23 protein-coding genes are annotated in these 21,133 nt (G+C 69.2%); 18 read left to right on the forward strand and 5 right to left on the reverse strand.

Annotated features, from left to right (window positions below):
* The first annotated feature begins 63 nt into the window (after positions 1–63).
* From rplS to Y710_RS05905, 8 genes are all read left to right on the forward strand, one after another.
* Positions 64–405 carry a 50S ribosomal protein L19 gene (gene rplS, locus Y710_RS05870; protein WP_006897906.1) on the forward strand — a complete coding sequence of 114 codons (342 nt, stop codon included), beginning with the start codon at positions 64–66 and terminating at the stop codon, positions 403–405.
* A gap of 134 nt (positions 406–539) precedes the next feature.
* The gene (gene lepB / locus Y710_RS05875; protein ID WP_006897905.1) at positions 540–1,406 is read left to right on the forward strand and encodes a signal peptidase I; all 867 of its coding nucleotides are present in this window, start codon (positions 540–542) and stop codon (positions 1,404–1,406) included.
* Positions 1,406–2,065 (forward strand): ribonuclease HII, encoded by a 660-nt coding sequence (locus tag Y710_RS05880; RefSeq protein ID WP_062366791.1) that lies wholly within the window; start codon positions 1,406–1,408, stop codon positions 2,063–2,065. Before lepB ends, Y710_RS05880 begins: the two co-directional genes overlap by 1 nt.
* Entirely contained in the window at positions 2,065–2,376 is a 312-nt protein-coding gene (locus tag Y710_RS05885; RefSeq protein WP_006897903.1) for a DUF2469 domain-containing protein, read from the forward strand. The genes Y710_RS05880 and Y710_RS05885 overlap by 1 nt, the downstream gene beginning before the upstream one ends.
* Before the next feature lie 111 nt (positions 2,377–2,487).
* Positions 2,488–2,904: a YraN family protein gene (locus tag Y710_RS05890; protein WP_082781265.1), complete on the forward strand. Its 417-nt coding sequence runs from the start codon at positions 2,488–2,490 to the stop codon at positions 2,902–2,904.
* Positions 2,905–2,910: 6 nt separating this feature from the next.
* Entirely contained in the window at positions 2,911–4,428 is a 1,518-nt protein-coding gene (locus tag Y710_RS05895; RefSeq protein ID WP_062366794.1) for a YifB family Mg chelatase-like AAA ATPase, read from the forward strand.
* Positions 4,425–5,555: a DNA-processing protein DprA gene (gene dprA / locus Y710_RS05900; protein WP_062366796.1), complete on the forward strand. Its 1,131-nt coding sequence runs from the start codon at positions 4,425–4,427 to the stop codon at positions 5,553–5,555. Before Y710_RS05895 ends, dprA begins: the two co-directional genes overlap by 4 nt.
* Before the next feature lie 97 nt (positions 5,556–5,652).
* Positions 5,653–6,510 carry a siderophore-interacting protein gene (locus tag Y710_RS05905; protein ID WP_062366798.1) on the forward strand — a complete coding sequence of 286 codons (858 nt, stop codon included), beginning with the start codon at positions 5,653–5,655 and terminating at the stop codon, positions 6,508–6,510.
* Positions 6,511–6,522: 12 nt separating this feature from the next.
* Here the strand turns inward: Y710_RS05905 and Y710_RS05910 are convergent, their stop codons facing one another.
* Positions 6,523–7,980, reverse strand: coding sequence for an MFS transporter (locus Y710_RS05910; protein ID WP_082781261.1), 1,458 nt, complete (start codon positions 7,978–7,980; stop codon positions 6,523–6,525).
* 233 nt (positions 7,981–8,213) lie between these two features.
* On the opposite strand from Y710_RS05910, the gene Y710_RS05915 reads away from it, so the two are divergent.
* Positions 8,214–9,416: an MFS transporter gene (locus Y710_RS05915; RefSeq protein ID WP_062366886.1), complete on the forward strand. Its 1,203-nt coding sequence runs from the start codon at positions 8,214–8,216 to the stop codon at positions 9,414–9,416.
* Positions 9,417–9,477: 61 nt separating this feature from the next.
* Complete coding sequence (locus tag Y710_RS05920) at positions 9,478–10,392, forward strand: tyrosine recombinase XerC (protein ID WP_006897896.1); 915 nt, start codon at positions 9,478–9,480, stop codon at positions 10,390–10,392.
* Positions 10,393–10,424: 32 nt separating this feature from the next.
* On the opposite strand, the gene Y710_RS05925 is transcribed toward Y710_RS05920, so the two are convergent.
* Positions 10,425–10,940 (reverse strand): M23 family metallopeptidase, encoded by a 516-nt coding sequence (locus Y710_RS05925; RefSeq protein ID WP_062366803.1) that lies wholly within the window; start codon positions 10,938–10,940, stop codon positions 10,425–10,427.
* A 277-nt stretch (positions 10,941–11,217) separates the two neighbouring features.
* Here Y710_RS05925 and rpsB point away from each other — a divergent pair, with 277 nt between their 5' ends.
* The 5 genes from rpsB to Y710_RS05950 all read left to right on the forward strand — a co-directional run bounded on the left by rpsB (position 11,218) and on the right by Y710_RS05950 (position 15,355).
* The gene (gene rpsB / locus Y710_RS05930; RefSeq protein ID WP_006897894.1) at positions 11,218–12,048 is read left to right on the forward strand and encodes a 30S ribosomal protein S2; all 831 of its coding nucleotides are present in this window, start codon (positions 11,218–11,220) and stop codon (positions 12,046–12,048) included.
* Positions 12,049–12,173: 125 nt separating this feature from the next.
* Positions 12,174–12,998: a translation elongation factor Ts gene (gene tsf / locus Y710_RS05935; protein ID WP_006897893.1), complete on the forward strand. Its 825-nt coding sequence runs from the start codon at positions 12,174–12,176 to the stop codon at positions 12,996–12,998.
* Positions 12,999–13,131: 133 nt separating this feature from the next.
* Positions 13,132–13,884, forward strand: a complete 753-nt coding sequence (pyrH, locus tag Y710_RS05940) for a UMP kinase (protein ID WP_006897892.1) — start codon at positions 13,132–13,134, stop codon at positions 13,882–13,884.
* Between the two features lie 53 nt (positions 13,885–13,937).
* Positions 13,938–14,495 carry a ribosome recycling factor gene (frr, locus tag Y710_RS05945; protein ID WP_006897891.1) on the forward strand — a complete coding sequence of 186 codons (558 nt, stop codon included), beginning with the start codon at positions 13,938–13,940 and terminating at the stop codon, positions 14,493–14,495.
* Positions 14,492–15,355: a phosphatidate cytidylyltransferase gene (locus Y710_RS05950; RefSeq protein WP_006897890.1), complete on the forward strand. Its 864-nt coding sequence runs from the start codon at positions 14,492–14,494 to the stop codon at positions 15,353–15,355. The genes frr and Y710_RS05950 overlap by 4 nt, the downstream gene beginning before the upstream one ends.
* 18 nt (positions 15,356–15,373) lie before the next feature.
* Here the strand turns inward: Y710_RS05950 and Y710_RS05955 are convergent, their stop codons facing one another.
* Positions 15,374–15,784: a LapA family protein gene (locus Y710_RS05955; RefSeq protein WP_006897889.1), complete on the reverse strand. Its 411-nt coding sequence runs from the start codon at positions 15,782–15,784 to the stop codon at positions 15,374–15,376.
* Positions 15,785–15,815: 31 nt separating this feature from the next.
* On the opposite strand from Y710_RS05955, the gene rlmN reads away from it, so the two are divergent.
* A complete protein-coding gene (gene rlmN, locus Y710_RS05960; RefSeq protein WP_039868035.1) occupies positions 15,816–16,922 on the forward strand; it encodes a dual-specificity RNA methyltransferase RlmN in 1,107 nt (368 codons plus the stop codon).
* Between the two features lie 92 nt (positions 16,923–17,014).
* Here rlmN and Y710_RS05965 read toward each other — a convergent pair whose 3' ends face one another.
* On the reverse strand, positions 17,015–17,278 hold the full coding sequence (locus Y710_RS05965) for a DUF2631 domain-containing protein (protein WP_006897887.1): 264 nt from the start codon (positions 17,276–17,278) through the stop codon (positions 17,015–17,017).
* 65 nt (positions 17,279–17,343) lie between these two features.
* On the opposite strand from Y710_RS05965, the gene dxr reads away from it, so the two are divergent.
* On the forward strand, positions 17,344–18,513 hold the full coding sequence (gene dxr / locus Y710_RS05970) for a 1-deoxy-D-xylulose-5-phosphate reductoisomerase (protein ID WP_062366805.1): 1,170 nt from the start codon (positions 17,344–17,346) through the stop codon (positions 18,511–18,513).
* 89 nt (positions 18,514–18,602) lie between these two features.
* Complete coding sequence (locus Y710_RS05975; RefSeq protein ID WP_045538417.1) at positions 18,603–19,811, forward strand: M50 family metallopeptidase; 1,209 nt, start codon at positions 18,603–18,605, stop codon at positions 19,809–19,811.
* Between the two features lie 50 nt (positions 19,812–19,861).
* Here Y710_RS05975 and Y710_RS05980 read toward each other — a convergent pair whose 3' ends face one another.
* Entirely contained in the window at positions 19,862–21,040 is a 1,179-nt protein-coding gene (locus tag Y710_RS05980; protein WP_062366807.1) for a lactonase family protein, read from the reverse strand.
* Positions 21,041–21,133 lie beyond the last annotated feature (93 nt).

A 21,133-nucleotide genomic window follows, 5' to 3' on the forward strand; every position in this document is an offset into this window, starting at 1 on the left:
AACCCCGCCGAATTCGCGTCGGGGCCGCCAGGTTCCTCTGTCCCCGCCCAGATTGGACGAGAAATGAACACCCTGGACCTCATCGACAAGCAGTCCCTTCGCGACGACATCCCCGAGTTCGGCCCCGGCGACACCCTCGACGTGCACGTCAAGGTCATCGAGGGATCGAAGGAGCGCGTGCAGGTCTTCAAGGGCGTCGTGATCCGCCGCCAGGGCGGCGGCATCCGCGAGACCTTCACGGTCCGCAAGGTCTCGTTCGGTGTCGGTGTGGAGCGCACCTTCCCCGTGCACAGCCCGAACATCGCCAAGATCGACGTCCTGACCCGCGGTGACGTCCGTCGCGCGAAGCTGTACTACCTGCGCGATCTGCGCGGCAAGGCTGCGAAGATCAAGGAGAAGCGCTGAGCTTCTGCTCGCCCCGGCGAGAAACGAAAATCCAGACCCCGTCCCGCACGGCGCCGACCACTTCGGCCCGCGGGGCGGGGTCTGTTCGTGTCGGCCCGGCGGCGCGTCGAAAGTGAACCGGGTGGTCGGGAGCGGTGACGGACATCAGTACCCTGTTCTACGTGGACGACAACACCCGCGGGGACGACCCGTCGCAGGCTAACGACGAGCGCGGCAGCAGTGGGGGCGCCGAGTCCGATTCCGGATTCACCTTCCGGGACGACGCCCCCGAGGACGAGCAGAAGGGCAAGAGCCGCTGGCTCCGCGAACTGCTGATCATCGTCGGCATCGTGCTGGTGCTCATGTTCGTGTTCACCCAGTTCTTCTTCCGGCAGTACGTGGTGCCGTCGGAGTCCATGGAACCGACCCTGCACGGCTGCTACGGGTGCACCAACGACCACATCGTGGTCGACAAGATGGTGTACCGGTTCAGTGACCCGAAGCCAGGTGACGTGGTGGTCTTCAAGGCCCCGACCAGTTCGTGGGACGAAGGGTGGTCGTCGCCTCGCTCGTCGAACCCGGTGGTGCACAAGATCCAGGACGTGCTGTCGCTGTTCGCTCTCGCGCCGCCGGACGAGAACAACCTCGTCAAGCGGGTGATCGCGGTCGGCGGGCAGACCGTCCAGTGCCGCGAGGCCGACGGCAAGGGTGTCACGGTGGACGGCAAGCCCCTCCACGAGCCGTACATCGACAAGCAGTTGCAGGCGCAGACCTACCAGCAGTCGGGCGGGGTGCTCGGTCAGGGCTCGTGCTACGGCAGCGACTTCGGCCCGATCAAGGTGCCCGAGGGCAATCTCTGGGTGATGGGCGACAACCGCAGCAACTCCGCCGACTCACGGGCCCACATCGACGACGAGTTCCACGGCACGGTGCCGGTCTCCGACGTCCGCGGCAAGGTCCGGTTCATCATCTACCCGTTCTCCCGGATCGGGGGCGTGGGCTCGGTCGACCCGCAGAGCTGATGCCCGGATCGACTCGATGGCCCCCGCGGTCGCCGGTTCGGAAGGCAGCGGGATTGCGGACACTGGAGTTCACCCTGGCCCGCCAGGGGCTCGGCCCGGTGGCCGGCGTCGACGAGGCAGGCCGGGGTGCGTGCGCCGGCCCGCTGGTGGTGGCGGCGTGCGTGCTGAGCACTTCGCAACTGAAGTCTCTCGCTGCGCTGGACGACTCCAAAAAGCTCTCGGAGCCGGTGCGCGAGAAGCTCTACTCGGCGGTCGTGCGGCATGCGGTCAGTTGGAAGGTGGTGGCGATCCCGGCGGCCGAGGTGGACCGGCTCGGGGTCCACGTCGCCAACATCGAAGGCATGCGGCGCGCGGTGGCCGGACTGTCGGTGCGGCCCGGGTACGTCCTGTCCGACGGATTCCACGTGCCGGGGCTGCCTGCGCCGTCGCTACCGGTGATCGGGGGCGACGCGAACGCGGCGTGCATCGCCGCCGCCTCGATCCTCGCGAAGGTGACCCGCGACCGGATGATGGTGGCACTCGACGACGAGGTGCCGGGCTATCAGTTCGCGGTGCACAAGGGCTACAGCACGGCCCTGCACATGGAGTGTCTGGACGCGCGCGGTCCCTCGGCGGAGCACCGTATGTCGTACCGGAACGTCCGCGATAGGCTGGCCTGATGAGCGCTGAGGATCTCGAGAAGTACGAAGCCGAGATGGAGCTGTCCCTGTACAAGGAGTACAAGGACATCGTCGGTCAGTTCACCTACGTCGTGGAGACCGAGCGCCGCTTCTACCTCGCGAACGGTGTGAATCTGGTTCCGCGCAATGCGGACGGCGAAGTCTATTTCGAGATTCACATGACCGATGCGTGGGTGTGGGACATGTACCGGCCCGCTCGCTTCGTCAAGCAGGTTCGCGTGGTGACGTTCAAGGACGTCAACATCGAGGAACTGGAGAAGCCGGAACTGCGGCTGCCCGACGAGCCCTGAGCCCGGGCGGGTGGTCGCGGACTGTGCAGAACACCCGCGGTATGCACACTCGCCGAGGAACGGGTGATCGGGACCTGTCACGGGTCGCCGCAGCGGCGCATCCTGTCCCGCATGGGGGAACAACGGGAGCAGCGAAAGCGGGAGAAGCGGGGCGTGGACCGCCGCGGTCTGATCGGGCGGGTCGGCGAGGATCTGGCCGCGGCGCGCCTGGCGGATCTCGGCTGGCGGATCCTCGACCGGAACTGGCGGACGAGGTACGGCGAGCTCGACATCGTCGCCGCCGACGGTCGGACTCTGGTGATCGTGGAAGTGAAGACGCGGGCCAGCCGGACGTTCACCGATCCGCTCGGTGCGGTGACCCCCGACAAGCTGCGCCGGATGCGGCGGCTGGCACAGCAGTGGCTGGCTCAGCAGGACGCGTTCTGGGAGGTCGTCCGTTTCGACGTGGTCTCGGTGCAGTTGGACATGACCGATCCGGAGGACCTCGAGCGCGCGATGTGGTGGCACCACGTCGGTGTGTGCGAGTAGCGCCCGATGTCCGGACTGGGGAGAGTGCACTCGGTGGGGCTCAACGCCTTCGCCGCCGATGTGATCGAGATTCAGGCCAACATCAGCGCGGGGCTGCCCGGGCTGACCATCAGCGGGAGTGTGGACACCTCGCTGCGTGAGGCGAAGGAGCGCGTGCGGGCCGCGATCGCGAACAGCGCGATACAGTTCCCGACCACCAAGGTCACGATCGCGCTGGCACCGGCCCGACTGCCCAAGAGCGGGCCGGGCTTCGATCTGCCGATGGCGGTCAGTGTGCTGATAGCGGCGCAGAAGGTGCCCACCACGAGGCTGCCGGGGACGGTGATGCTCGGCGAACTGGCGCTCGACGGCCGGGTGCGTCCGGTGCGCGGGGTGCTGCCACTGCTGCTGGCAGCGCGGGAGGCCGGGTTCGAGCGGGCGGTGGTGCCGGCCGAGAACGTCGCCGAGGCGGCTCTGGTGTCGGGGCTCGACATCGGCGGGGCGCGGTCGCTGTCGGACGTGCTGTCGTGGTTGAGCGGAGATCGCGCGCTCGACACCGTCGACGGCGAGACCGCGGAGCCGGCGCCGCCGGAGATCCCCGACATGGCCGACGTGGCCGGCCAGGCGACGGCACGGCGCGCGCTCGAGATCGCCGCGGCCGGATCGCATCACCTGCTGATGACCGGTCCGCCCGGCATCGGCAAGACGATGCTGGCGTGCCGGTTGCCGGGTATTCTGCCGAGCCTCACCGAGGAGGAGTCGCTGGAGGTGACCGCGATCCATTCGATCGCGGGAACGCTGCCCGAGCATCGGCCGTTGATCACCCTGCCGCCGTTCGTGGCACCGCACCACAGCACGAGCATCACCGCGCTGCTGGGCGGCGGGACCGGGATCGCGCGGCCGGGATCGGTGTCGCGGGCGCACCGCGGAATCCTCTTCCTCGACGAATGCGCGGAGATGGGACCGAAAGTCCTCGATTCGCTGAGGCAGCCGCTGGAGGAGGGGGAGGTCCGGATCTCGCGTCGCGACGGGACCGCCCGCTATCCGGCGCGCTTCCAGTTGATCCTCGCGGCCAACCCGTGTCCGTGCGCGCCCGCGAAGGACGTCGACTGCATCTGCACGTCCATCCAGCGCCGCCGCTATCTGGGCCGGCTGTCGGGCCCGCTGATGGACCGGATCGACATCCGCGTGGCCATGGACCCGCCCGGCGACGTCACACTGCTGACCGAACGCGGTGAGCCGAGCGCGGCGATCGCCGAGCGGGTGCTGCGGGCGCGCGAGGCGGCGCGGGAGAGGTGGTCCGAATTCGGCTGGCGCACCAACGCCGAGGTGCCGGGCAGCGCGCTGCGGCACCGATTCCGGCCGGGGCCGCAGGTGCGCCGGCCGCTGGAGGCGGCGTTGCGCACCGGACGGATCACGGCGCGCGGCGCCGATCGGGCGCTGCGTCTGGCCTGGACGTTGACCGATCTGCGGGGCGGCGACGCGCCGGGGGAGGACGACATCGTGTCGGCGCTGCTGTACCGCGACCGGGGAGGGCGACCGTGACCGACGACAAGGCGGCCCGCGCGTGGGCATACCTCGCGGCGGTGGCCGAGCCGCCGTGTGCGGCACTGATCGCGTTGGTGGCCGAACTCGGCCCGCTGGACGCCGCCGCGGCGGTTCGTTCGCGGAAGGTTCCCGCCGCGCACCGCGGCGTTCTGGCACCCACGCAGGCGCGCGCCGCGACCGACACCGCGGCGGAGGACCTGGCCAGGTGTGAGCGCATCGGTGCGCGCCTGCTCACCAGAGACGATCCGGACTGGCCCGGATGGCAGCTGCTGGCGCTCGATCAGGCGGACAGTGCCGCGCGGGGCGGAGCTCCGCTCGCACTCTGGGTGCGCGGGCCGGCCTCGTGCGGTGACGCGGTGGGCAGGTCGATGGCGCTGGTCGGCTCGCGCGCCTCATCGTCGTACGGCGATCACGTCGCCGGAGCGATGGCGGCCGCGCTGGCGGACGAGGGCTGGTCGGTGGTGTCGGGTGGGGCGTACGGGATCGACGGGGCAGCGCATCGAGGAGCGCTCGGTGCGGGAGGCACCACCGTGGCTGTCCTCGCGTGCGGCATCGACCGCACGTATCCGTCCGGGCACGCGCAGTTGCTGCACCGGATCGTCGAGACCGGGCTCGTCGTCAGCGAGTATCCGCCGGGCACATCCGCGGCCAAACATCGATTCCTCACCCGGAATCGTCTGGTCGCGGCGTTCTCGTCCGCGGTGATCGTGGTGGAGGCCGGACGGCGGTCGGGCGCGGCCAACACCGCGGCGTGGGCCAAACGGCTGGGCCGGCCGCTCGGGGCGGTGCCCGGGTCGGTCACCAGCGCCACCTCGGTGGGTGCCAACGCCATGATCGCCGACGGCGACGCCGTGCTGGTCGCCGATTCGGGCGCCGCGATCTCGCTCGCGAGCCCGGACGGATGCGACACGCGGGAGGCGGCACCGCGCCGCCGCACCGACGATCTGCGTCCGGATCAGCTGCGCGTGGTGGAGGCGCTGCCCGCGCGCGGCGGTCTCACCGTCGACGAGATCGCGTTCGCCGCGGGGCTGCCGATCGACGACGTCCTTCGGGCCCTCGCGGCGCTCGACCTGTCCGGTCATGTCGCCGGCTCCGACGGCACGTGGCGGTTGGGAGCTCGATGAGTGGGACACCGCCGGTGGTGGGAACGTCGGGGGACGCCTACGATGGAGCGAGCATCTTAGGATGCCCTAATCTTGTTGTGCCGAAAGAGGAGACCAGATGGCGAAGCCGGTGACCACGTTGACGGTCCTGCGGACAGAGCGGCTGACCCCGCACATGGTGCGCGTGTGGCTGGGCGGTGACGAGTTCGCCGCCTTCCGCCCCGCGGGCGGACAGGACGGTCACTACGACACCGACATGTACGTGAAGATCGTCTTCGCACCCGAGGGCGTCGATTACCCGCGGCCGGTCGACATGGACGCGATCCGGGACACGTATCCCGCCGAACAGCAGCCGATCCTGCGCACGTACACGGTCCGTCACTACCGGCCGGACGCCGCGGAATTGGCGATCGACTTCGTGGTCCACGGTGACGAGGGCGTCGCCGGACCGTGGGCCGCAGGCGTGCGGCCGGGCGAATCGGTGACCCTCCTGGGACCGGGCAGCGGCTACCGGCCCATGGCCGACGCGCCCTGGCACCTGCTGGTGTCGGACGAAGCCGGCCTGCCCGCGCTGGCCGCGGCGCTCGAAGCGATGCCGCAGGACGCGGTGGCCAAGGTGTTCATCGAGGTCGCCGGCCCCGAGGACGAGGTGGAGCTGACCGCTCCCGCCGGTGCCGAGATCACCTGGGTGCATCGCGGGGCGCCGTCCAACGAGGCCCCCGACGACCGGTCGGGCGACAACGCGCCGGTCATCGCCGCGGTGCGCGCCGCGCAGTGGCTCGACGGTGAACCGCAGGTGTTCATCCACGGCGAGGCACAGGCGGTGATGAAGAATCTGCGCGGCTACGTGCGGAAGGAACGTGGCGTGAGCGCCAAGCGCGCGGCGTCGATCTCCGGCTACTGGCGCCGAGGCCGCACCGAAGAGGGCTTCCGCCAGTGGAAGGCCGAACTGCGCAAGGCCGAATCGCACGTGTGACGGGCGGGCGGCTCAGACGACGCGTTCGTCGCGGAGCCGGCTCGCGGGCACGCCCAGCGCGGCGACAGTCGCCAGGGCACACGTGACGAGCGCGACGATCGACGCCCACACATAGGCGTCCGTGGAGGGTACGGCGACGGCCCCGCCGGTCGTCGAGACGGTCTCGACGGACGCGGCCAGGATCATGCCGATCACGGCCGTGGCAGTGGACGTGCCGACCGATCGCATCAGTGCGTTGACGCCGTTGGCCTCCCCGGTCTGCGTCACCGGGACCCAGTCCATGATGAGGGCGGGCATCGCCGAATACGCGACGCCCAGGCCGGCACCGACGAAGCAGTTCACGATGACCATGAATCCCCACGTCGGATGCCAGGGCCCCGCGATCATCAGCAGGAAGCCCAGGTAACCGACCCCGATCACCACGCCGCCGGAGGCCAGTGAGACCCGTGCGCCGAAGCGCCGCGTCATCCACGCGCTGACGTAGGAGAACGCGAACATCACCAGCCCGGAGGGCATCAGCACGAGGCTGGCCTCCACGATGGTCAGTCCGACGCCGGTCTGGGTGGAGGTCGGGGCCTCGAGCACCTGGATCGGCATGATCTGCATGGCGTAGAACGCGAAACCGGTGGCGACGGAGGCGATGTTGGTCAGCAGGATGGGACGTCGAATGCTGGTGGCGAGGTCGATCAGCGGATTGTCCACGCGCTTCTCCCATCGCCACCACAGCGCCGAGGAGACGACGAACGCGGCGAACAGGCCGAGCACGGCCGGGCTCGACCAGCCCCAGGCGTCGCCCTTGGAGAGAGCGAGCAGAATGCAGCTCAGCAGGACGGTGAGCCCGATCGCGCCCACCAGGTCGAAGCGCCCGCCCGTGGCGATCGAACTGCGCGGGACGGCCGCCGCGACGGCCGACGCGGCGATCACGCCGACCGCCGCGCTCACCCAGAACAGTGCGTGCCAGCTCACCTGCTGGGCGATCACCGCGGCGAACGGGAGGCCGAGTGATCCGCCGACGCCGAGCGAGGCCGACATCGCGCCGATAGACGAGCCGAGGCGCGCCGGGGGCACGATGTCGCGCATCAGGCTGATGCCGACCGCGATGGTGCCGATGCCCAGACCCTGAACTCCGCGTCCGATGAGGAACAGTGCCAGCCCCGACGAGAGCGCGCAGACGACCGATCCCGCCGCTACCGCGCCGAGACTGGCGATGAGGACCAGCCGCTTGCCGATCATGTCGCCGAGGCGGCCCGAGATGGGCGTCACCACCGCACAGACGAGCAGCGTGATCGTCAGCGCCCAGGACGCATTGGTCGGTGAGGTGCCGAGGATGGCCGGCAGGTCGGGGATCAGCGGCACGATGATCGTCTGCATCAGCGCCACCACGATTCCGGCGGCGCAGAGGATTGCGACGGCCAGGCGCGGGTGTTCGGTCGTGTCGTGGTGGTCGGCGGAGGTACTGGGGGATGTCACGGGGCGGTGGAGCTTTCGAAAGAAGGATGACGCCAGGCCGGGGAACGCGAGGCATCAGGAAACTTAGCGTGAAATAGGTAACCGAGGTTAAGTAGTTTTCGCACGAGTGGGGGATACCACACCGGCATCCGCTGCTAGCTTCCTTTACGGACCGCTTTGTCTCGTCGACGGTCGCCCAGTCAACGCATGTTCTGAATAGTCAACGCATGTTCTCAGCGAATGGTGGAGTGTTCATGATTTCCGCGCCCGCGCGGCGGGGAGCCGTCCTGGCGACGGCCTTCGCCTTCCTGGTCACGATGATGGGGACCACCCTTCCCACCCCGCTGTACTCGCTCTATTCGCAGCGGCTCGACTTCACCGAGTTCACGGTGACGATCCTGTTCGCCGTCTACGCCTTCGGCGTGATGTTCGCGCTCATCGTCTTCGGACGGCTGTCCGATCAGATCGGCCGCCGCCCGATCCTGCTGACCGCCCTGGTCCTCGCCGTGATCAGTGCGGTCATGTTCTTGCTGCCGCTGTCGCTTCCGCTGCTGATCGCGGCCCGGATCGTGTCGGGACTGAGTGCCGGACTGATGAGCGGCACCGGCACGGCCGCGGTGATCGATCTGGTCGGTCCCGCAGACAAAGCGCGCGCAGGAATGCTCGCGATCGCCGTCAACACCGGCGGCCTCGGTGTCGGCACCCTCTTCGCCGGGGTCGTCGCCGATCTCTCGTCGGCTCCGCTGACGCTGCCGTACGCGGTGCACCTGGGGCTGTCGGTACTGGCGTTCGTCACACTCCGTGCGTTCACGCCGGCCCCGGCCGACCCCGCGCCGCTGCGACTGCAGGCGCCGCGACTGACCGTTCCCGCACCGATCCGCGGAGCGTTCGTCCGGGGCGTCCTCGCCGCGGGCGCGGGGTTCGCCGTGTGCGGTGTCCTCACCGCGGTGTCGGCCCTGTTCCTGGTGCGCTACCTCGGCATCGGTTCGCACACTGTGGCGGGTCTGGTGGTCTTCCTCGCATTCGCGTTCATGGTCGTCGGTCAGTTCGTCGCGCGCCGGATCTCGTCGCGCGCAGCCATGCAGGCCGGATGCGGCGGACTGGTGGTCGCGGCCGCCGTTCTCGCGGTGGCGCTCTCCGCCGAATCGCTCGCCGCGCTGCTGATCGCGCCGATCGTCCTCGGCGTATCCGCCGGTCTGTGCGTCAACGCCGGGCTCGCGGCGACCGTGGAGCGCGTCGATCCCGCCCAGCGCGGTGCGGTGTCCTCGGCCTTCTTCGCGGGCCTGTACCTCATGCTCGCCGTGCCGGCCATCGGTGTCGGCGCACTGTCGCTCGCCATCGGAATGCGGGAATCGGGCCTGGTGTTCGCGGGACTCGTCGCGCTCCTGGCCGCGGCGGTGGGAGTCGCGGACATCGCCGCGCGGGGCTCCGCCGCACGGGCGACCCCGCTGCCGTGATCCGCCCGCTGATGCTGCTGAGGTCTATGTGGTGCATGTGGTGAGACTTTAGGATCGAGTCATGGCCGACCTCCTCGATCGCTTCGCAGCGCACCTGCGATACGAGTCCGGGCGCAGTGAGCACACCGTTCGTGCCTATCTCGCCGACATCCGCGGCCTCACGGCGTTCGCCGGTGCGCGCGGAGTTCGGCTCACCGACGTCGATCTCGACCTGCTCCGCGCCTGGCTGGCGGAGATCTCGCGCCGCGGCGCCGCGCGGACCACCGTCGCGCGCCGGGTGTCGTCGGTCAAGACGTTCTGCGAATGGGCCACGCGCGAAGGCGAGATGTCCGTCGACCCCGCGGTGCGCCTCCAGGCGCCCAAGGCGCGCCGGGTGCTGCCGGCGGTGCTTGCTCCCGAGGAAGCCGCGGACGCGATCGAGGCGACGGTGCGACGGGTCGACTCCGCCGCGCCGGACGGACCCTCGTCCGACGACCCGGTATCGCTGCGCGACCGTGCGGTTCTCGAACTGCTCTACGGCTGCGGCATCCGTGTCGGAGAACTGTGCGGGCTCGACGTCGGCGATGTCGACGACGATCGCCGCGCGATCCGGGTGATCGGCAAGGGCGACAAGCAGCGGGTGGTGCCGTACGGTGCGCCTGCCGCATCGGCGCTGGACGCCTGGCGCCGCCGTGGGCGCCCGGCGCTCGCGACCGCCGCCTCGGGGGAGGCCCTGTTCGTCGGCGTCAGGGGAGGACGGCTCGATCAGCGGATGGCGCGCACGGTGGTGCATCGGGCCACCGAGGCTGCGGGACGGTCGGTGGGCCCGCACGCACTGCGTCACAGTGCGGCCACCCACCTGCTGGAGGGAGGCGCCGATCTGCGGGTGGTGCAGGAACTGCTGGGGCACTCGTCGTTGTCGACCACGCAGCTCTACACGCACGTCAGCGTGGAACGACTGCGCGCGGTCCACAAACAGGCGCACCCGCGGTCGTGAATGAGACCGGCCGCATCACCGACCCGGCAGCGTCAGCGGGGTGGTTTGAGCCGCACGGTCGACAACCCGAGCAGGCTCAGCGGGTTGAGGTAGCGGACGCTCCGCCCGCTGCCGCGACGAGCGCCCCAATGAAGGCAGGCCGTCGCGGAGCACCCCTCGTGACCGGTTTGCAGCACACCGACCAGCTGACCGGTTCGGATGTGCTCGCCGCGACGCACGCGGGGCACCACCGGCTCATACGTGGTGCTGATCCCGTCGGGGTGCAGCACCGTGACGGTGGAACGGCCGGCGACGGGTCCGGCGAAGGTGACCGTTCCGGCGCGGGCCGCGACCACCGCGGACTCGGCGGGTGCTGCCAGGTCGACGCCGCGGTGCCCGGCGAGCCAGCGCTCAGCCGGCGGATCGAATCCGCGGACCACGGGCGGGCGCGGGGCCAGCGGCCAGTGATACGCACGCTGCGCGGACGCCGCGCCGGGGCCGGCAGGCAGCGCGCTCGCGCACACCAGCGCGATGGCGGTGGCGCGACGCCGGGTATTGAGACTCCCCATAGGACCTCCTCATAGGACTTAGACGCACGGCGCGGAGGTTCGGCTCCATCGGCGTGTCGCGCGGCCGTCGTCGCCCGAGACGCTGATTTGGCTGGTGATCGCGCATCGGAGTAGTCTGGCGACGCACCCAGGCATGTCTTGGGTGACTTCGCGCGCCCGCGAGAAGCTACATCGGAACACGCGGTCCCGGATACCTCCGGGTGTGTTCGCCGATGGCGGGCGCCAGGACCGGAGCTCGACCCGAGCGCCGGTGACAACTGCGAGAGAGGACATATTCATGGCTGTCGTGACCATGAAGCAGCTGCTTGACAGCGGCGCACACTTCGGGCATCAGACCCGCCGTTGGAACCCGAAGATGAAGCGTTTCATCTTCACCGACCGCAACGGCATCTACATCATCGACCTGCAGCAGACGCTGTCGTACATCGACCGCGCCTACGAGTTCGTCAAGGAGACCGTCGCCCACGGCGGCACCATCCTGTTCGTCGGCACCAAGAAGCAGGCTCAGGAGTCGATCGCCGCCGAGGCCACCCGCGTCGGCATGCCGTACGTGAACCAGCGTTGGCTCGGTGGCATGCTCACCAACTTCAACACCGTGCACAAGCGTCTCCAGCGGATGAAGGAGCTGGAGACCATGGAGCAGACCGGTGGCTTCGAGGGTCGCACCAAGAAGGAAATCCTCATGCTCACGCGTGAGAAGAACAAGCTGGAGCGCACGCTCGGCGGTATCCGCGACATGGCCAAGGTTCCCTCGGCCGTGTGGATCGTCGACACCAACAAGGAGCACATCGCCGTCGGTGAGGCTCGCAAGCTGAACATCCCGGTCATCGCGATCCTGGACACCAACTGCGATCCGGACGTCGTCGACTACCCGATCCCGGCGAACGACGATGCGATCCGCAGCGCCGCTCTGCTGACCCGCGTGATCGCCTCGGCCGTCGCCGAGGGCGTTCAGGCGCGTGCCGGCCAGACCGCGGGCGACGCCAAGCCGGAGGCCGGCGAGGGCGAGCCGCTGGCGGAGTGGGAGCAGGAACTCCTGGCTGAGGCGACCGCTCCGGCGGCCGCACCGGCCACCGATGGCGCCACCGAGGCTCCGGCCGCAGAATAAGAACTGCCGAGAAGCAGGAAACGGGCCCCGAGCACGATGATCCGGGCCCCTTCTCCGGCGGGGTGATCACCCCGCCGGAGAATCTTGTCTCTCGATCACAAATCGACAAAGGAGGGTCGCCACCTATGGCGAACTACACCGCGGCGGACGTCAAGCGTCTGCGCGAAATGACCGGTTCGGGCATGCTCGACTGCAAGAACGCCCTCGCGAACAACGACGGCGACTTCGACAAGGCGGTCGAAGAGCTGCGCATCAAGGGCGCCAAGGACGTCGGCAAGCGTGCCGAGCGCTCCACCGCCGAGGGTCTGGTCGCCGCCCGTGACGGCGTCATGATCGAGCTCAACAGCGAGACCGACTTCGTCGCCAAGAACGACGAGTTCCAGAAGCTCGCCGACGACATCCTGGGTGCGGCCATCGAGCTGCGCAGCAACGACGTCGACGCTCTGCTCGCCGCGAAGCTCGGCGACGGCACCGTCGCCGACGCCGTCGAGGCGCTCTCGGCCAAGATCGGCGAGAAGCTGGTCCTGCGCCGCGTCGCGTCGTACGACGGCCCGGTGGCCGTCTACCTGCACAAGCGTGCCTCGGACCTGCCGCCCGCCGTCGGCGTCCTGGTCTCCTACACTGGCGAGGGCGACACCGCCGCGGAGGCCGCTCGCGGCGCCGCCATGCAGGTCGCCGCGCTGCGCGCCAAGTACGCCAGCCGCGAGGAGGTCCCCGCGGACGTCGTCGAGAACGAGCGTCGTATCGCCGAGGAGACCGCCAAGGCCGAGGGCAAGCCCGAGCAGGCGCTCCCGAAGATCGTCGAGGGCCGCGTCAACGGCTTCTACAAGGACGTCGTCCTGGTCGACCAGCCGTCGGTCACCGACTCGAAGAAGACCGTGAAGGCGATCCTGGACGAGGCCGGCGCCACCGTCGTCGCGTTCACCCGCTTCGAGGTCGGCCAGTCCTAGTCCGCTAGGCCGCATACGCACTCCGGCCCCGGAATCGACCCGCGAGGGCGACTCCGGGGCCGGAGTGCGTATGCGGGACGATCGACGCCCTAAGATGGAGAGAGTTTGTGCCGACACTCGAGCGAAGGAAGAGATGAGCGAATCGCAGTCGACCGCCGAAGAGGGCAGAGCAGGTTTCTCCCGGGTGCTTCTGAAGCTCGGCGGTGAGATGTTCGGTGGCGGTTCCGTGGGGCTCGACCCGGACGTCGTGGGCACCGTGGCCGACCAGATCGCCGAGGTGGTCTCCTCGGGCGTCCAGATCGGCATCGTGATCGGCGGCGGTAACTTTTTCCGCGGCGCCGAACTGCAGCAGCGCGGTCTGGACCGTTCGCGCTCGGACTACATGGGGATGCTCGGCACCGTCATGAACTGCCTCGCGCTGCAGGACTTCTTGGAGAAGCGGGGGATCACCACCCGCGTGCAGACCGCCATCACCATGGGTCAGGTCGCCGAGCCGTACCTGCCGCTGCGCGCCGTACGTCACCTCGAGAAGGGCCGCGTGGTGATCTTCGGTGCGGGTATGGGCATGCCCTACTTCTCCACCGACACCACCGCTGCGCAGCGCGCGCTCGAGATCAAGGCCGAGGCGGTGCTGATGGCCAAGGCCGTCGACGGCGTGTACTCCGACGACCCGCGCAGCAACCCGGACGCGGAACTGTATCGCGAGATCAGCCACCGCGAGGCGATCGAGAAGCAGCTCAAGGTCGCCGACGCGACCGCGTTCAGCCTGTGCATGGACAACAACATGCCGATCCTGGTGTTCAATCTCCTCGAGCGCGGCAACATCGCCCGCGCGGTCGCGGGTGAACCGATCGGCACGCTGGTGCGCACCCCGCAGGCCTCCTGACCACTGCCGATCCCAGACTTCCACCGCGACGAAAAGAAGGAACGAGACTCATCATGATCGACGAAGCGCTGCTCGACGCCGAGGAGAAGATGGAGAAGGCCGTCGCCCACCTGCGCGACGACATGGCCTCCATCCGCACCGGGCGTGCCAACCCGGCGATGTTCAACAAAGTCGTCATCGACTATTACGGCGCTCCCACTCCGATCACCCAGGTGGCGGGCATCAACACCCCGGAGCCGCGGCTCGTCGTCATCAAGCCGTACGAGCAGTCGACGATGAACGACATCGAGACCGCCATCCGGAACTCCGACCTGGGCGTCAACCCGACCAACGACGGCACGGTGATCCGCGTCGCGATCCCGCAGCTCACCGAGGAGCGCCGCAAGCAGCTCGGCAAGCAGGCGCGCGGCAAGGGCGAGGACGCCAAGGTCGCGATCCGCAACGTGCGACGCAAGGCCGTCGACGAGCTCAAGCGGATCCAGAAGGACGGCGACGCGGGCGAGGACGAGGTGACGCGCGCCGAGAAGGAACTCGACAAGACCACGCACACCTACACCGATGCGGTCGACGAGCTCGTGAAGAACAAAGAAGCTGAGCTGCTCGAGGTATGACGAGTACACCGGAGCAGGCTGAGAAACCCTCCGGGGGGAGTTCCCGGGCCGGCCGGAACCTCCCGGCAGCCATCGGCGTCGGCTGCATCCTGGGCGGTCTGCTCATCGCCGTGCTGCTGCTGGCCCCGGACGGCTGGTACGGCGTCGTCGCTGTCGCACTGGCGATCGCGACCTGGGAGGTCGTCAAGCGGCTGCGGGACGGCGGTTTCGCGGTCCCGGTGATCCCGCTGCTGGCCGGTGGACAGGCGATGATCTGGCTGTCGTGGCCGTTCGGACTGGCCGGGACCTTCGTCGCGATGGCGGCGACGATCCTGGTGATGATGGTCTGGAAGCTGTTCGCACAGGGTCTGTCGAACGCTCCGGTGAACTACATGCGCGATCTGTCGGTCGCGATCCTGGTGCTGGCGTGGCTGCCGATGCTCGCGACCTTCGGCACCTACCTGGTACGCCAGGAGGACGGTGCGCTCCGCGTCTTCACCCTGATGATCGTGGTGGTCTGCTCCGACGTCGGCGGTTATGTGGCGGGCGTGCTGTTCGGCAAGCATCCGATGGCGCCCGCGATCAGTCCCAAGAAGTCGTGGGAGGGACTGGCCGGATCGGTTGTCGTCGGCACCCTCGGCGCACTCGCCTGCGTCGTGTGGATCCTCGACACCTCGCACTGGTGGATCGGTTTCGTGCTCGGTCCGCTGCTGGTGGTGGTCGCCACCACCGGCGACCTCGTCGAGTCCCAGATCAAGCGCGACCTCGGCATCAAAGACATGGGCACGCTGCTGCCCGGTCACGGCGGCATCATGGACCGTCTGGACTCGCTGCTGCCCTCGGCGTTCATCACCTGGGCAGTGCTGGCCTGGCTGCTGTGAGGAGCGGGGCGGCGAGCGCTACCCGTGCTTGCGCGCCTTCTTCAGCGCCCGGTTGAGCTGGAAGATCCTCGCGCCGCCGAGCAGTGCGGTGATCAGGGCGCCCGCGATGGCGGCGATCAGCAGGCTCACGCCGAGTGGCAGGTCGGCCTTGAAGAAGATCAGGTCGATCTCCACCGAGTCGGGGTTCATGACGATGAACACGATCAACAGGATCGTGACCAGCACCCCGAGCACCCATCCGACGTACGTCGCCTGAGTACGTGTGCCGGATGCGGCGGAGGCCGCAGCGGCCACCCGTCGGCGTTCGGCTTTCACCGGATCGACGGTGCCGTACTGCTGCGACCCCTCGACCGGAGCGACCTCGTGTGGCTCCGCGCCGCCGGACGTCTCGTCGAATCGGTCCCCGTGCTTCGGATCAGGTGTGGTCATGCCTCTATCGTCGCATGAGACAATGGTCGGTGTGAGCTCTCTGCCCCTCGTTTTCGACGCACCCAAGCGCGGCCTGCCGCCGAAGCATTTCGCCGACCTCGACGAGCAGGGCCGCATCGAGGCGGCCGCCGAGCTCGGGCTGCCCAAGTTCCGGGCGAATCAGCTGGCCAAACACTATTACGGCCGGCTCACCGCCGACGTTCAGGAGATGACCGACCTGCCCGCGGGCGCACGCGAGGATGTCGCGCGCACGCTCTTCCCGACGCTCATGACACCCGTCCGGCACATCTCCTGCGACGACGACAGCACACGCAAGACGCTGTGGCGCCTGCACGACGGCACGCTGCTGGAATCGGTCCTGATGCGCTATCCCGAGCGGAATACTCTGTGCATCTCCTCACAGGCCGGGTGCGGTATGGCGTGCCCGTTCTGCGCGACCGGTCAGGGCGGACTCGACCGGAACCTGTCGACCGCCGAGATCGTCGACCAGGTCCGGGCCGCCGCCCGAGCACTGCGCGACGGTGAGGTCGGAGAGCCGGGCCGGCTGTCGAACATCGTCTTCATGGGCATGGGGGAGCCGCTCGCGAACTACCGGCGCGTGGTGGACGCGGTCCGCAAGATCACGTCCCCGGCGCCCGACGGCTTCGGCATCTCGGCGCGGTCGGTGACCGTGTCGACGGTGGGTCTCGCGCCGGCGATCCGCCGCCTGGCCGACGAGGGGCTGTCGGTGACCCTCGCGGTGTCGCTGCACACCCCCGACGACGAACTGCGCGACACCCTGGTGCCGGTCAACAACCGGTGGTCGGTCGCCGAGGTGCTCGAGGCCGCGCGCTACTACGCGGACACGACCGGCCGGCGCGTGTCGATCGAGTACGCGCTCATCCGGGATGTGAACGATCAGCCGTGGCGCGCCGACCTGCTGGGACGCAAGCTCCGGTCCGCGCTCGGTTCGCTCGTCCATGTGAATCTCATTCCGCTGAATCCGACGCCCGGATCCGAGTGGGACGCCAGCCCCAAACCGGTGGAGGCCGAGTTCGTCCGCCGGGTGCGCGAACACGGGGTGTCGTGCACGGTCCGCGACACCCGCGGGCAGGAGATCGCCGCGGCGTGCGGTCAGCTCGCCGCCGAAGAGAAGTAGGCGCGTCATACACGGACAGAGACGAGAAAGACCCGGACGACGTGGCGTCCGGGTCTTTCAGGTATTCCGGTGACTGTGCCTGCGCAGCCGGGTCAGCGCTTCCAGACGCCCTTGCGCGGAATCATCTCGTAGACGGTGTAACCGATCAGTGCCACGGCGATGACGATGAGGAAGATGTCCTCGATGTGGCCGACGTGATTACCCTTGAGCATGCCGAGCAGGATGATCGCGGTGACGAAGGAAGCGATCGCGATCGAGCGGCGGGCCACACCGTGCCAGCCGAAACGAGCCGACGGGGCGTCGGCGGGCTCGTGAACCCATCCGGTATCGATGGTTTCGACCTCAGTGCTTGCCACGTTCACTCCTTATGACGACCGGTAGTAGTCCGGCCTACAGCATAACCCGACCCGCGTGCGCGACAATGTCGGGTGTGACGACGCGTGTTTTGATTCTCGGATCCACGGGATCCATTGGCACCCAGGCCCTCGAAGTGGTCGCCGAGCACCCGGACCGGTTCCAGGTGGTCGGCCTCGGGGCCGGCGGGGGGAGCCTCGAACTGCTCCAGCGGCAGGTCGCCGAAACGGGGCTGGCGCCGCAGCGGGTGGCCGTCGCCGACGCCGACGCCGCCGTCGTGCTCGGCGACCGGCTGGGCGGCCCGGTGCTCGGCGGACCCGACGCCATGGTCCGGCTGATCGAGTCGGTGGAGGCCGACGTGATCCTCAACGGAGTGGTCGGAGCGATCGGTCTGCGCCCGAGCCTGGCCGCCCTGGAGTCGGGGGCGCGGCTCGCACTGGCGAACAAGGAGTCGCTGGTGGCCGGCGGCGCCCTGGTGCTCGACGCCGCGGCGCCGGGTCAGATCGTGCCGGTCGACTCCGAGCACTCGGCGATCGCGCAGTGCCTGCGCGGCGGCACCGCGGACGAGGTGGAGCGACTCGTCCTGACGGCGTCCGGGGGGCCGTTCCGCGGGTGGACCGCCGAGCAGGTGCGCGGTGTGACGCCCGAGCAGGCGGGCAGGCATCCCACCTGGTCGATGGGTCCGATGATCACCCTCAACTCGGCGACGCTGGTCAACAAGGCCCTCGAAGTCATCGAGGCGCACCTGCTGTTCGGCGTCGACTACGACCGCATCGACGTCACCGTTCACCCGCAGTCGATCGTGCACTCGATGGTGACCTTCGTCGACGGAGCCACCATCGCGAAGGCGTCGCCGCCGTCGATGAAGCTGCCGATCGCACTGGCCCTCGGCTGGCCCCACCGCGTCCCCGGCTCGTCGTCGGCGTGCGACTGGACCACCGCGTCCACGTGGACCTTCGAGCCGGTGGACGACGAGGTGTTCCCGGCGATCCGTCTCGCACGCAGCGCCGGAAAGGCAGGCGGCAGCCTCACGGCGGTGTACAACGCCGCCAACGAGGTGGCGGCGGAGGGATTCTTCGCCGGCGCCATCGACTTCCCGCGGATCGTCGGCGTCATCGCGGACGTGCTGGCCGACGCCGATCAGTGGTCATCGCGGCCGGGTACCCTGGACGAGGTGCTGGCCGCCGACCAGTGGGCGCGGCGGCGTGCCGCGGAGCACGTCACGGCGCGCTCGTAGTCGGGAAGAACACACTCGGCACGGACGCGGCCGGCACGAACACAGTCAAGCGGGGCCCGGTGCTCCCACGGGTCTGAGGGAGACGATCAGTGAGTCTGGTGCTCGGCGTCGCGCTCTTCGCGCTGGCACTGCTGATCTCGATCGCCTGGCACGAGCTCGGTCACATGTGGGCCGCGCAGGCGACGGGAATGAAGGTGCGCCGCTATTTCGTCGGCTTCGGTCCCACGGTGTGGTCAACCCGGCGCGGGGAGACCGAGTACGGCGTGAAAGCGGTGCCCCTCGGCGGCTTCTGCGACATCGCGGGCATGACGCCCCACGAGGATCTGACCGACGAGGAACGCGAACGCGCGATGTACGCGCAGCCGACCTGGAAACGGCTCGTGGTTCTCGCCGCCGGACCCGTCCAGAACTTCATCCTCGGCTTCGCGCTCGTCGTGGTGCTGGGTCTGGGGTGGGGCCTGCCGATCATCGGCGATCAACCGGTGTACGTGAAGTCGCTGGAGTGCGTGGCCACCACCACCGATGCGCAGGGAGTGCCCGTGGCGTGCACGGGAACGGCCCCGGCTGCGGCAGCCGGACTGCAGGTCGGCGATCAGGTGCTCGCTGTGGACGGCCACACCGTCACCGACCGGTCCGACATGATCCAACGCGTCCAGCAGTCCGCCGGCACCGTCGCCCTCACGGTGGAGCGCGACGGCCACCGGATGGATCTGACGGTGCCGGTGACCCCGGTCCAGCGGATGGTGGAAGGCGACGGCGGCGCGCTGCGCCCCGCACAGGTCGGCGCCATCGGCGTGGGCCTGGACACCGCCTACGTGGAGCACTACGGCGCGGGCAGCATCTGGGGCGGCGCGCTGCGCTTCACCGGCGACATCTTCAGCGAGACCTTCAAGGCGCTGATCTCGCTGCCGTCCAAGGTCACCGGCCTGTGGCACGCGGTCACCGGCGGCGAGCGCGCCGTCGACAGTCCGGTCAGCGTGGTCGGCGCATCGGTCCTCGGCGGACAGGCCGTGGAGCACGGTTACTGGGACATGTTCTTCGGGCTGCTGCTCAGCGTGAACTTCTTCCTGGGCGCCTTCAACCTGATCCCGTTGCTCCCGCTGGACGGCGGACACATGGCGATCGCCCTCTACGAGAAGATCCGCAACACCGTGCGCCGCCGCTTCGGCAAGATCGCGGCGGGTCCGGTCGACTACTACCGGCTGCTGCCGATCACCTACGCGGTGGTGGCCGTGATGGGCGGGTTCATGATCCTCACCGTGACAGCCGACATCGTCAACCCGATCAAGGTGTTCTGACGCCGTCACCGCCAGGCGCCCCGAGCGCGTCCGGGCCGGGGCGCCCGCCGTCACGCCGAGGGACGGATGGTGAAGGCGGTGTCGCCGTCGGTGAACACCAGGCCGGTGTCGGCGGAGGTGCCGGACTTCGCCAGACGGCCGCCGGACAGGCGGCGGTAGGCGCTCACGTGCGAGGTGAGCCCGGTCAGCGAGGCGACGTCGATGACGTAGAGCCACTTCTGGTCCTGGCTGAGGACCACTCGGGCCGGCGGGCTGGTGAGCCCGGTCGGCGTCGACGCGACCGTGTTGAGCGTCCCGTTCCGGCCGATCCGGAACGAGGCCACATTCATGCCCATCGTCATCGGCGCGTAGGCGTACCTGCTGTCGGAGGTCACCGCCATGCCGTGCGGCACGAGCCCGACGAACGGGGCGCCGATGGGCGTCAGCGTGCCGTTCCGGTTGATGCGCCAGCCGTTGATGTTGTGCGACTGCTCGTTGCCGATGTACAGGTATTTGCCGTCGGGCGTGACCTGGCCGAGTGCGGGCATCAGCCCCGCGGCCTGAGTGGTCCCGATGTGGGTGAGCTTGCCCGAGTCGCTGAACGAGTACGCGTCCATGGTGCAGGCCACGAAGCTCGGCACGTAGACGTGCTTGCCGTCCGGTGTGAAGAGCGGATGGCCCAGGGCGCTGACGGGGTTCGGCTGATCGGTCCGGCTGACGGGCGTCAACCCGCCGGTGCTCGAGACCCGGTAGGTCACCAGGGTGGTGCGCACCGAGCCAACGGTCGCGACCAGGTAGCGGCCGTCGGGACTGAAGCCGAGGCCGGTGACGGGACCGCCGGCGTCGGTGATGCCGCCGCCCGCCAACGGGACCAGCCGGCCTGCGGAGGTGAGGTGCCACGCCTGGATGTTCGACGAGGCCACCCCGGCGCTGTAGACCCACTTCCCGTTGGGATGCGGCCGGAGGGAGAGGGAGAACGAGGTCTTCGTCGGAGCGGTGCTCACCTTCGTCAGCCGCGGCCCCTGGGCCTTCAGGACGGTGACGCCGGGCGTGCCGCTCGCGCCGACGACCAGATACTCCGGACTGCCCGACGACGCGGGATCGGCACCCGCTGCCGGCGTCGTCGCCGACTGGGCGGTCATCGCCAGTGCGAGGGCGCCGGCGACGAGCGCCGCCTGTCGGCCGGCGTTCTTCGCGGAGGTGCGGTGCGGGGGCGTCGGGATGGTGATTCTCGGGGTGGTGGTCGTCATGGGCGGTTCCGTTCGGCAGAGGTGGCGGACAGGGACGGGTGATTCGGACGTGCGGACAGGGGCGCAGACAGTGATCTGCAGCACTGATGCTGC

This window comes from Gordonia sp. QH-12, assembly GCF_001578675.1.
In the GTDB taxonomy this organism is placed as follows: domain Bacteria; phylum Actinomycetota; class Actinomycetes; order Mycobacteriales; family Mycobacteriaceae; genus Gordonia; species Gordonia sihwensis.

Bases quoted from the DNA above. Each gene is read 5' to 3' on its own strand.
- Y710_RS05980 (WP_062366807.1), bottom strand. From the start codon at position 21,040: ATGACGACCACCACCCCGAGAATCACCATCCCGACGCCCCCGCACCGC.
- Y710_RS05880 (WP_062366791.1), top strand. From the start codon at position 1,406: ATGCCCGGATCGACTCGATGGCCCCCGCGGTCGCCGGTTCGGAAGGCA.
- Y710_RS05890 (WP_082781265.1), top strand. From the start codon at position 2,488: ATGGGGGAACAACGGGAGCAGCGAAAGCGGGAGAAGCGGGGCGTGGAC.
- Y710_RS05920 (WP_006897896.1), top strand. From the start codon at position 9,478: ATGGCCGACCTCCTCGATCGCTTCGCAGCGCACCTGCGATACGAGTCC.
- dxr (WP_062366805.1), top strand. From the start codon at position 17,344: ATGTCGGGTGTGACGACGCGTGTTTTGATTCTCGGATCCACGGGATCC.
- rplS (WP_006897906.1), top strand. From the start codon at position 64: ATGAACACCCTGGACCTCATCGACAAGCAGTCCCTTCGCGACGACATC.
- Y710_RS05955 (WP_006897889.1), bottom strand. From the start codon at position 15,784: ATGACCACACCTGATCCGAAGCACGGGGACCGATTCGACGAGACGTCC.
- Y710_RS05905 (WP_062366798.1), top strand. From the start codon at position 5,653: ATGGCGAAGCCGGTGACCACGTTGACGGTCCTGCGGACAGAGCGGCTG.
- Y710_RS05925 (WP_062366803.1), bottom strand. From the start codon at position 10,940: ATGGGGAGTCTCAATACCCGGCGTCGCGCCACCGCCATCGCGCTGGTG.
- Y710_RS05915 (WP_062366886.1), top strand. From the start codon at position 8,214: ATGATTTCCGCGCCCGCGCGGCGGGGAGCCGTCCTGGCGACGGCCTTC.
- pyrH (WP_006897892.1), top strand. From the start codon at position 13,132: ATGAGCGAATCGCAGTCGACCGCCGAAGAGGGCAGAGCAGGTTTCTCC.
- Y710_RS05885 (WP_006897903.1), top strand. From the start codon at position 2,065: ATGAGCGCTGAGGATCTCGAGAAGTACGAAGCCGAGATGGAGCTGTCC.
- frr (WP_006897891.1), top strand. From the start codon at position 13,938: ATGATCGACGAAGCGCTGCTCGACGCCGAGGAGAAGATGGAGAAGGCC.
- tsf (WP_006897893.1), top strand. From the start codon at position 12,174: ATGGCGAACTACACCGCGGCGGACGTCAAGCGTCTGCGCGAAATGACC.
- Y710_RS05895 (WP_062366794.1), top strand. From the start codon at position 2,911: ATGTCCGGACTGGGGAGAGTGCACTCGGTGGGGCTCAACGCCTTCGCC.
- Y710_RS05950 (WP_006897890.1), top strand. From the start codon at position 14,492: ATGACGAGTACACCGGAGCAGGCTGAGAAACCCTCCGGGGGGAGTTCC.
- rpsB (WP_006897894.1), top strand. From the start codon at position 11,218: ATGGCTGTCGTGACCATGAAGCAGCTGCTTGACAGCGGCGCACACTTC.